The organism is Caballeronia sp. LZ065 (assembly GCF_031450975.1).
In the GTDB taxonomy this organism is placed as follows: Bacteria; Pseudomonadota; Gammaproteobacteria; order Burkholderiales; family Burkholderiaceae; genus Caballeronia.
The window spans coordinates 359970-370033 of record NZ_JARUXV010000003.1; the positions used below are offsets into that span (position 1 = coordinate 359970).

Sequence of the window (10064 nt, forward strand, 5' to 3'; positions counted from 1 at the left end):
TGAATGTTGAGCAGGAGAGGGTGCATGTTTGTGTCCACTGCCAATGCCAGTACCCGTGCCACGTCCGGCAACGCCGCTCCCACGCCGGATGACGACAAACCGGCGTCTGCCGCTCCGGCGAATCCGCAGCCTGCGGACAACGTCGAATCGTCGGAAACGTCGCAGCAATCCCGGCAATCCCGGCCCGGCGAATCAATGCCTCCCGCCGGAGACAGCGAAGCGCCGAAGTCCCCCGACAAGACGGATTTCTCTTCGCCATGGGTGCCGACCCAGGCTCAACTACCCTCCGCCGACGTGGTCCCGAGCCAGGCTCAAGCGCCCTCCGCCGACCTGGTCCCGACACGCATGAAGCGCGAGGATACCGATGCACCGGCGGCCTCGTCCGACGCCTACGCCGATTACGTCGTCGCGAAGGGCAAGGCAAACCCGTTGAGTGAGTCTGAACTCAACGATGCGCGGTGGGGCGCGATGCGTGCCGCGCAGAACAGCCACAGCAGACTGATGGATACGCAGACGGCCGACATGATCGGCAACACGATGCTGGATGCCCTGCGCGGTTCGGCGACGTTTCGCAACATGATGAGCTTTGGTCTGCATCACGGCGGCGAACCGCTCGGCGACATCGGCTTTCGGAACCGCTATTACTACACGCCGCAGTTCCGGGGCGATTTCCGCAACATCCGCGAGATGACGTCGATGTACCTGCGGCTCAACCCCGCGACAAGCATGCCGCTCTCGCTCTACACCAGTGCCCAAAGCAGAACGCCGGAGCAGTCGCCGTACGTGAACATCAGCGCCGCGCCGAATGAGAACTCGATGTACCTGGACGCGTGGCGCGTCGGCCTGATCCATGAGATTGCCCATCTGACGACGAACTCGCGCGACCCTGACCCGGATGCGCCGCAGGCGAGCCTGGGTCCGACCGAGCTGCTCGCGCTGCGGGTGGCAACGGAGATGGGCTGGCAGACGCCCAACTTCACCAGCTATGGTTCCGACGAGCGCAGCTACCATCACCAGCAGGTCCAGCGCGCTGCGCTGATCGACGCCGCTGAACGCAATGGGGCGCATGCGCGGGCTTTTTTCGAACGCCTCGACGTGCTCGCGAGTAACCAGGATGCAAGTCCCGACTTTTACGAACTGGGAGAGCCGCGGCCGGGGACCGTCGCGCACGATCACACGTATTTCCAGCCGGCGCCTGCCGGTCCATCCACCAGCAATTCGAGCTCTGACGTGAGGATTCCCGATGCAGCGGTGCCGCACAACGTGACCCAGCCGTTACCGGAGCAGCGGCCGAATGAGGATCTCGCCCGTGCGCAGTTCAGTCATGGCGAGCCGCTTCTCTTCCGCTTCACCCAGAGCGCGCCGCTGGGCCCGCCCGCGGGCTTCAGGAGTGCTTGGGCGGCATCGAGCGCCAGTTGGGATACGCAGGGCCGCTTCTTCCGCTATGGCAACCCGGTGGACGGCAATCCGCACGTGCGGCAATTCGATTTCGAGGACGGCAGCAAGGCTGTCATCTGGGCGTACCAACCTCAACTGGCCAACAGCGACGGCACCAACGTCGAGAAGGGCGCGATAGGCGTCGGTGCGACGATCGTGGGCGCCGTGGCCGGCGCAGTGGCGGGCGGGCCGGGAGGAGCGGTGGCGGGTGGGTCGATCGGCGCGGCCGTGGGCGCCGCGGCGGCAGCCAAGGTTCCGTACGACCGGATCTGGCAGCCGTACTGGCTCGATTACTACTACAAGGGCGCGACGCGCCCTTTCTACAGCCAATACATGTACGCCTGGGACAGTGACTCAAGACGCGTGAACCTGCTGGCGCAGCAGGCCAACGCGAACCTTTACCCTGACTATGCAGACAGCGCCCCCGACCATCACTGGAGCTTCTGGCGATGGCGCTCAGGCGATACGCCGCTGCGACACTGAGCGTTCTATCTCACCGCCGCCGCGTTGAGCGCATTGAGCAATGCCAGCGGATCGAACGGCTTGCGCAGCGCGATGGCGCCAGGCAGCGCGCGCCGTTCGGCGTCGCTGAGCGCGAGGTCGAAGCCCGTCACGAACACCACGCCGAGCGCCGGCGTCTCGCGCGACGCGGCGATGGCGAGCGCCACGCCCGACTCGCCCGCGAGATCGACATCCGTCAGCAGCACGTCGAAGCGCTGCGCGCGCAGCAGCGTCATCGCTTCGGCGACGCTGCCGGCTTCCGTCAGATCGACACCGAGCGTGCGCAGCAGCTCCGCGCTGCTGGCGCGCACCAGTTCGTTGTCTTCGACGTACAGCACGCGCATGTGCGCAAGGGCATCGCCCGGCAGGGCGTCCTGCGCGGCGTGCCCGGCGGTCTCCGCGGGCGGTGCCTGCTCCGGACGCTGCCCGAGCACATGGCGAACCTTGCGAGCCAGCGCCTCGTGCGTATAGGGCTTGCTCAGCAGATCGATGCCTTCGTCGAGCCGTCCGGCGTGCACGATGGCATTGTCCGTATAGCCCGACGTGAACAGCACCACGATGCCCGGCACGCGTTCGCGCGCCTTGCGGGCCAGCTCGGTGCTGCGCAGCGGCCCGGGCATGACGACATCGGTGAACAGCAGATCCACCGGCACGCCGCTCTCGACGATCGCCAGCGCACTCTGCGCATCCTTCGCGCGCAGCACGCGATAGCCTAGATCCGCCAGCAACTCGACGACCGTCGCGCGCACTTCCTCGTCGTCCTCGACGACCAGAACCGTCTCGCTGCCGCCCTTTGCCGGGCCTGCGTCGATGGCAATTTCGAGATCCTCTTCCTCGCGCGCGCGCGGCAGATAGAGTCGCACTGTCGTGCCGTGTCCTTCCTCGCTGTACACCTTCACGTGGCCGCCCGACTGCTTGACGAAGCCATACACCATCGACAGGCCGAGGCCCGTGCCCTGGCCTTCGCGCTTGGTCGTGAAGAACGGCTCGAACGCGCGCTCCTGCACTTCGGGCGACATGCCCGAACCCGTATCCGTCACGGCGACCATCACATACTGGCCCGGCGTGACATCGGCGTTGCGCAGCGCATAGGCTTCGTCGATCGAAGCATTGCCCGCCTCGATCGTCAGCCTGCCGTGGGCGTTCATGGCGTCGCGCGCGTTGATCGCGAGATTGAGCAGCGCGTTCTCGACCTGGAACGGATCCACAAGCGTGTTCCACAAGCCGCCCGATACGATAGTCTCGATCTCGATGCCATCGCCCAGCGCGCGGCGGAACATGTCGTCGAGGCCGCGCACGAAGCGTCCGAGGTTCACGACCTTCGGCGCCAGCGGCTGGCGCCGGCCGAAGGCGAGCAGTTGCGAAGCCAGGTTCGCGCCGCGCGCGACGCCCGCCAGCGCATTGCGCACGCGCTGTTCGGCCTTCTCCCGTCCCGCCATGTCCTTGGTCAGCAGTTGCAGATTGCCGCCGATCACCTGCAGCAGATTGTTGAAGTCATGCGCGATGCCGCCCGTCAGCTTGCCGATGGCCTCCATCTTCTGCGCCATGCGCAGCGCTTCTTCAGCGTGGCGCAGCGCGTCGGCGGTGTCGCGGTCCGCGGTGACATCGCGCCCCACGCCATGAATGCGCCGCGTGCGCGGGTCCAGCGAAACGTTCCAGGCGATCCAGCGCCAGCCGCCGTCGTGACGCATCAAGCGGCAGTCGTAGCGCGCGGACAGGCCGGTCGAGCGCAGGCGGTCGAGCTGCACGGCGGCGACGGGCGCATCGTCGGGATGCACGAGATCCATCACCGTGTGCGAATGCAGGCGCTGCGAGTCGAAGCCGAGCAGCTGTGTCCACGACGGACTCACGCGCAGCAACGCGCCTTCTAAGCTCGCGGTATAGAAAAGGTCTTCGCTCAGTTCCCAAAGGCGGTCGCGGTCGGCCACCGCATCGGCGACGCGGCGTTCGAGCGTCTCGTTGAGATCGCGCAGCGCATCTTGCGCCTTCGTGCGTTCGCTGATCTCGTCCTGCGCGGCCTGGAAGAGGCGCGCATTGTCGATGGCGATCGCCGCCTGCGATGCGATGCCCGCCAGGATCCGCTCCGCGCGCTCGCCGAACACGCCCGGTTCCGGATGGCCAAAGAACAGGCCGCCGAGCACTTCGCCCGTGCGCGAGAGCACCGGCGCGGCCAGATAGCTGCATACGGCGAGATGACCCTTCGGCATGCCGTGATGCGGCGCGTTGTGGCCATAGCGCGGGTCTTTCGTGATGTCGTCCGAGCGCACGATGCCTTCGCCTCCGAAGGTCGGCCCGAAGACGGCGGTGTTGCGCGGCATCGGGAAGCGGTCGAAGGTGTCCTTCGGCACGCCCGACAGCGTGTAGAGCGTATAGCGCCCGCCCTGTTCGTCGATCACGTTGTAAAAGAACGAGCCGAACGCGGCGCCGGTCAGTTCCGTCGCGGCATCGACGACGACCTGCACCGCGCGGCTCAGTTCGAGTTCGCCCGCCACCGTGTTGCCCACGCGGTTCAGGATCTCCAGCATGTGCGATTCGTCGCGCAGCTTCTGCTCGGTTTCATGGCGCAGCCGCGCCAGCCGCAGATTGCTCGCCACGCGCGCCAGCAGCTCGCGCGCGGAGAAGGGCTTGGTCAGGTAATCGTCGGCGCCGGCCTCGAGGCCGCTCATGCGCGCTTCCTCGCCGGCCCGCGCCGAGAGCAGCACCACCGGCGTCTCGCGCAGGCGGTCGTCCGCGCGCACGGCGCGCAGCAGGCCGAAGCCGTCGAGGCCCGGCATCATCACATCCGAGACGATGACTTCCGGCGGCGCGGCGCGGGCCATCGCGAGCGCCGCGGCGCCGTCTTGCGCGACGCTGACCTCGTGACCCGCGGCGCTCAGCATGCGGCGCATGTAGTCGCGCAGGTCGGCGTTATCGTCGACGACCAGCACGCGGCCGGGCACCGCATCCTGCGGCGCGGGCTCGACGGCGCCTGCCGTGCCCAGCGGCGGGTCTTCCTCGCGCGGCACGATATCTGCCTCCGCGGCCGTGCGCTCTTCGGCGTCCGGCATCCAGCGTAGCGCGGCATCCACGTAGGAGCGCGCGCGGGCGCTGGCTTCGGCGGGCGGTGCGAGGTGCGGGCCGGGGTCGGCCGGGTCGGCATGGGTTGCGGCCAGCCGTACCGTGAAACGTGCGCCGTCGCCGAGCGTGCTTGCCGCCTCGATGGTCCCGCCGTGCAGCTTGACCAGTTCATGCACCATCGCGAGCCCGATGCCGCTGCCTTCCACCGAACGTCCTGTCGCGCCCGCGACGCGATGGAAGCGCTCGAACACGCGCCCGAGCTCGTGCTCCGGAATGCCGATGCCGGTGTCGGCCACAGTCATCTCGATGCCATGCTGCGCGTGATTGCGCAGCGCGATGCGGATGACGCCGTCGAACGTGAACTTGAGCGCGTTCGACAGCAGGTTCATCACGATCTTTTCCCACATGTCGCGATCGATGTTCGCGAGCAGCGGCGTCTCCGGCACGTCGATGTCGAGGCGCAGGCCGGCGGTTTCGATCGCCGAGCGGAACAGCGACGCCAGTTCCGCCGTGAAGCGGGCGAGGTCGGTGGGCTGCCGGTGAATCTCGATGCGCCCGGCCTCGATGCGCGAGAAGTCGAGCAGGGCGTTGACGAGCTTCAGCAGCCGCAGGCCATTGCGGTACATGATTTCGACGAGCCGCCGGTCCTCCGCGCCGATGCGCGCCGGGCTCGCCAGCAGCTCTTCGAGCGGACCGAGCATCAGCGTGAGCGGCGTCCTGAACTCGTGGCTGATGTTCGAGAAGAAGGTGGTCTTGGCGCGGTCGATCTCCGCGAGCGCTTCGGCGCGGCGGCGTTCTTCGTCATAGGCGTGCGCATAGCCGATTGCCGCGCCGATCTGTCCGCCGACCAGGTTCAGGAACGCGCGATAGCCTTCGTCGAACAGACGGTAGGGATTCAGCGCGACGATCAGCACGCCTGCGCGGCCCGTTTCGCCCGAAGGCGCGATGGGCACGAGCACGGCGCGGTCCGGCGCGACGTGCCACGCGCCCATCGGCAGCGCTGTGTCGAAGCGCTGCGGCAGGTCAGTGACCACGCACGGCTGGTTGTCGCGCAGCACGCCGGCCAGCGGCCAGGCTTCAGCGCGGGCCGCCGGATGATCCGCGCCGATGCCGCACGCGCCGACCCGCTCAGCCGTCTCGCTGCCCGGTTCCGCGGCGAACAGCAGCGCGAAGGGCATGTCGCGCGACGCGCCTTTCAGCGCGGCGACCGACAGGCTGCATGCGTCGCGCCAGGTGCGGGCGTCGGCGGCGGACGTAGCGAGCTGGCGCAACACGTGGAGCTGGCGTTCGCCGAGCACGCGCTGGGTGTCGTCGCTGTTCGCGCAGATGATGCCGCCGGTGCCGCCACGGTCGTCCGGGATCGGGCTGTAGGAGAAGGTGTAGTAGGTCTCCTCCGGGAAGCCGTTGCGCTCCATGATGAGCAGCTTCTGTTCGACGAACGTGCCTTCGACGCCCGAGCGCGCCGTGTCCAGCAGCGGGCCGATGTCGCTCCAGATCTCGCGCCAAACCGCCGAGGTCGGTTGACCGAGCGCCTGCGGATGCTTGCCGCCGATGATCGACTTGTAAGCGTCGTTGTAGAAGAACAGCAGGTCCGGTCCCCAGCCTACCCAGATGGGCTGGCGCGACGTCAGCATGATGCGGATGGCGGTCTTGAGGCTCTGCGGCCAGTGCTCCGGCGAGCCGAGGACGGTCTGCGTCCAATCCGCCTGGCGGATGAGGGCGCCCATTTCGCCGCCTCCCAGGAGGAAGCTCGGGCCGAGCCCGTCGCTCCTCGAATCCGCGATCAGAGTGTCAGCTTTCATCGACGATTGGTCTCCTCGCCCGGTCTCGATGTGGCGACGTGAAAGAGTCAGTGCCGGCAGCGCGTGCGGACTGCCCGCGCCGTCGCGCGCGAGCACGTTCGGATTCTCGCATGGAACGCATTTTCAATTCCGCTGTGCGCGTGCGTCAGGCGCGTCCGCCAAGGCGCTCAGGGTGCTCAGGGTGCTCAAGGCGCTCAAGGCGCGGCAACCGGATCGAGACCGGTGGCGCGCACCGTGTCCTGCACCTGCGGCGAGGCCAGATAACGCAGCAGCGCGCGCGCCTCGTCGGGATGCTTCGCGCCCACCGGAATGCCGGCGGCGAAGCGCGTGACGGACTGCATCTCCTCGGGAATCCGGCCGACGAACTGCGCGCCCGGCACCGGCAGCAGCTCGCTCACCTGCTGCAGGCCGATCTCGTATTCGCCATTCGCGACGACCGAGGCCACCGGAATCTTCGGCACCATCTTCGCCTTCTGCTTGACCTGATCCTCGATGCCGAGTTTCCCGAACATCTGATTCTGGATGTAGACACCGCTTGCACTGTCCGAATAGGCGATCGACTTCGCGTGCAGCAGCGTCTGCCTGAAGGCCTCCACGCTGCCGATGTCGGGCTTCGGCGCACCCGCGCGCACCGATACGCCGATGCGGGAATCGGCCAGTTCGACACGGGAATCCGGCATCACCTTGCCTTGCTTGATGAGATCGTCGAGCGCATAGCCGACCATGATGACCACGTCCGCCTGCTCGCCCCGCGCCAGACGGTTGGGGATCGCTTCGGGCGCCTTGCCCATCGAGGGGCCGAGGGCGGTATCGAGGGTATTGCCCGTCGACGCCGCGAACTTCGGGCCGAGGATCTTGTAGGCGGCCGTGAAGCCACCGGAACTCATCACGTGCAGTTCAGCCGCCTGAACAGACGATGCGGTCGCGGCGACCAAGGTGCAGACAGCGAACTTCCTGAAGAGCGATTTCATGGGCGTCGAATAGGGTAAGGGAAGCACGCGCATTTGAACCCAAAGCGGCGCATGGACGCAAGCGTCAGCGTGCATCGACGTTGGAACGCATTTTGCTGGACTTGTTTTTGCTGAAGGCGTGGTGCAGCAAGAACAATCAACAGACCCGCCGAACTTCTCGTCGAACCATGTCAAGACCGATGCCCAGGACTCAACCCTTATCAGAAGCAGGCGCGCACGAAGGCTTCGACATCTATGCGTCGTATGTCGTGAACGCGACGGGCATGCATATCGGCACGCTGAAGGTCGTGAGAAAACGCGACAAGCGCGTGCTCTATCCGTTCGATGGTTGCGAGACCATCGGCCCGTTCGAGTCGAGCGAGGACGCGCGACGCGCGGCGGAAGCGCTGGGCGTGCGGATCGTCGAGGCGGATATCGCCCATCCGGAGCCGTGAGGGCGGTGCGCTTCTCTTGAAACGCTGTTACGCCGTGCATGCGGTAAAAAGTGGAGCGTTGCGCTCAATGTTGTGCCCGCCAGGCGGCAAGTTTGGGACGGGGCTATCCGGCGCCGGGGGGCGTTGAACCGTCGCGCCGACCGATGCGGCGCACGGCAAGAAGACCGGATGAAACGTACGACATGGGCACGCTCGAATGTTCAACCCGCCGTGCGATTCTTGCCGTGATACGTTGATTACAGGCTCAGGAAAGCGCTGACTCTTTGCATTTGTCGGCTGGTCAGCTCCAGACCTTGGCCAGTGAGATAGGTGCGCACCATACCCGGTGTGATGTCGGTGAATCCTCGCTGGTTGAGTTCGCCTTGCAGACTTGAAGGTGGCGCGGCATGTCCATCGAGCCACGCGTCGATCGAATCAGATACGGGTCCGCTCAGTTTCGTATGGTCCTGGTGGAACTGTTTGAGCTGCCCGCTTCCCCACGAGGGTGGTGCGGCAGGCGCAGCGACAGGTGGCTGACCGGTGCCGCTGGTTCCCGGTTGAGCCACGGTTGGGTCAGGGTTCGTGGCCGGGCGCTTGGTGCCGCTGGGTCCCGGTTGCGGGGAGCCTGCCGGACCGGCTGCCGGGTTCTCGCCTGGCGGCGGAAAGCCCGGTCCATACTCGGGCGGACCGTCGAGCGCGACCCATGCCTGCTGTTGCGGCGACCAATATCCATCGCGAGCCCGGATTTCTTCGATCATTGGTCTTGGCACGCCGGTTTCATTCGATAACTGCCAAGTCGGTATGCGCGCGCTATCCCCCTCAATGATCTTGAGGTACTGCGGATAGGTAACGGGTAAAGTTACAGGTGGTTGACCACCTGGACGCTGCCACTGGACTCTCCATGGGCCACCCTGCGGCATATTTTGGACTGGAAGATGTTCTTGGCGTGCATACTGATATGCCAGACGATGAGCCCCAAGCTGATCACCATTCGTGTATTCATACGCCACGTTTTGCAGTGGTTCACCACTGGTCAATCGGCCATATATTTCAGCAGCAAAATCTGACCGGCCCGTCATAACGCCGCTGCCGATTACTTGCTGTGGTATTACCTCTCCACTCTCTCGTACGTACCGGTCGATGAGACTGTTTATGGCATTGGGGTGCTTGTGAAAATAGTCCCTGCCGATTTCCCGTACTGTGTATCCCTGCTCATAAAGTTCGAAAGCGGCTCGCCCAGAAGCAAGCGAGTTCATCTCCGGAACTCCTCCCAACAGCCCCTTATCCAGATCGACCTTCCAGTTGCCGTGTTCGTCGATGGACATGTTGCGTGTATTGGGCCATCCCTCACGTGGCTGTAACTGCCAATACCCGGCGTCCTTGTTATAGCTGACCGGATAAGTCTGGCCGCCTTGCTGAATGAACTGCTGGCCGGTGTCGTCGCGATAGAGGCCGCGATAGTCGGCGTCGGGCACGAGCTTGCCCGAGGGCGCGCGCGCATATTGATCGGGCACCAGCGGGATGCCCGATGGCGAGCCGGACGCAGGGGTTGTGCTTTTCGGTGCAGGCACGGAGGGTTCGGCTTGCGGAAGCTTGACAGGTTCGCCGTTTGCACCGCTTTCGGAAGGCTTGATATCTTCGAGAGGCTTGATCTCTGCGGGAGGCTTGATCTCTTCGGCAAGCTTGAACTCGGCGGCGGGGTTTAACTTTCTCGCGCCGAGTTTGGGGAGCTGTATCGGGATCTCGGGTGCGGGCACAACGACGCTGACCACCCCCGATGCGAGGTCGATGCCCTGTTTCTCCGATGCGGAAAGCGATGGGGCCGGCACGATGTAGTCGATGAGCAGATTGACGCCCGGCACGAGGCCCACGAAGAAGCGGCC

General features: G+C 65.7%; 4 protein-coding genes and 1 pseudogene. 2 read left to right on the forward strand and 3 right to left on the reverse strand.

The window, feature by feature from the left end; genetic code table 11:
* The first annotated feature begins 24 nt into the window (after positions 1–24).
* The gene (locus tag QCE63_RS21875; protein WP_309835948.1) at positions 25–1920 is read left to right on the forward strand and encodes a M85 family metallopeptidase; all 1896 of its coding nucleotides are present in this window, start codon (positions 25–27) and stop codon (positions 1918–1920) included.
* Between the two features lie 5 nt (positions 1921–1925).
* Here the strand turns inward: QCE63_RS21875 and QCE63_RS21880 are convergent, their stop codons facing one another.
* Positions 1926–6797 carry a response regulator gene (locus tag QCE63_RS21880; RefSeq protein WP_309835949.1) on the reverse strand — a complete coding sequence of 1624 codons (4872 nt, stop codon included), beginning with the start codon at positions 6795–6797 and terminating at the stop codon, positions 1926–1928.
* A 194-nt stretch (positions 6798–6991) separates the two neighbouring features.
* A complete protein-coding gene (locus QCE63_RS21885) occupies positions 6992–7768 on the reverse strand; it encodes a substrate-binding domain-containing protein (RefSeq protein WP_309835950.1) in 777 nt (258 codons plus the stop codon).
* A gap of 179 nt (positions 7769–7947) precedes the next feature.
* Between QCE63_RS21885 and QCE63_RS21890 the strand changes: the two genes are divergently transcribed.
* Positions 7948–8202 carry a DUF6723 family protein gene (locus QCE63_RS21890; protein ID WP_309835951.1) on the forward strand — a complete coding sequence of 85 codons (255 nt, stop codon included), beginning with the start codon at positions 7948–7950 and terminating at the stop codon, positions 8200–8202.
* 236 nt (positions 8203–8438) lie between these two features.
* Here the strand turns inward: QCE63_RS21890 and QCE63_RS21895 are convergent.
* A pseudogene (locus QCE63_RS21895) lies at positions 8439–10064 on the reverse strand (hypothetical protein); the annotation flags it as partial.

Bases quoted from the DNA above. Each gene is read 5' to 3' on its own strand.
- QCE63_RS21875 (WP_309835948.1), top strand. From the start codon at position 25: ATGTTTGTGTCCACTGCCAATGCCAGTACCCGTGCCACGTCCGGCAAC.
- QCE63_RS21880 (WP_309835949.1), bottom strand. From the start codon at position 6,797: ATGAAAGCTGACACTCTGATCGCGGATTCGAGGAGCGACGGGCTCGGC.
- QCE63_RS21885 (WP_309835950.1), bottom strand. From the start codon at position 7,768: ATGAAATCGCTCTTCAGGAAGTTCGCTGTCTGCACCTTGGTCGCCGCG.
- QCE63_RS21890 (WP_309835951.1), top strand. From the start codon at position 7,948: ATGCCCAGGACTCAACCCTTATCAGAAGCAGGCGCGCACGAAGGCTTC.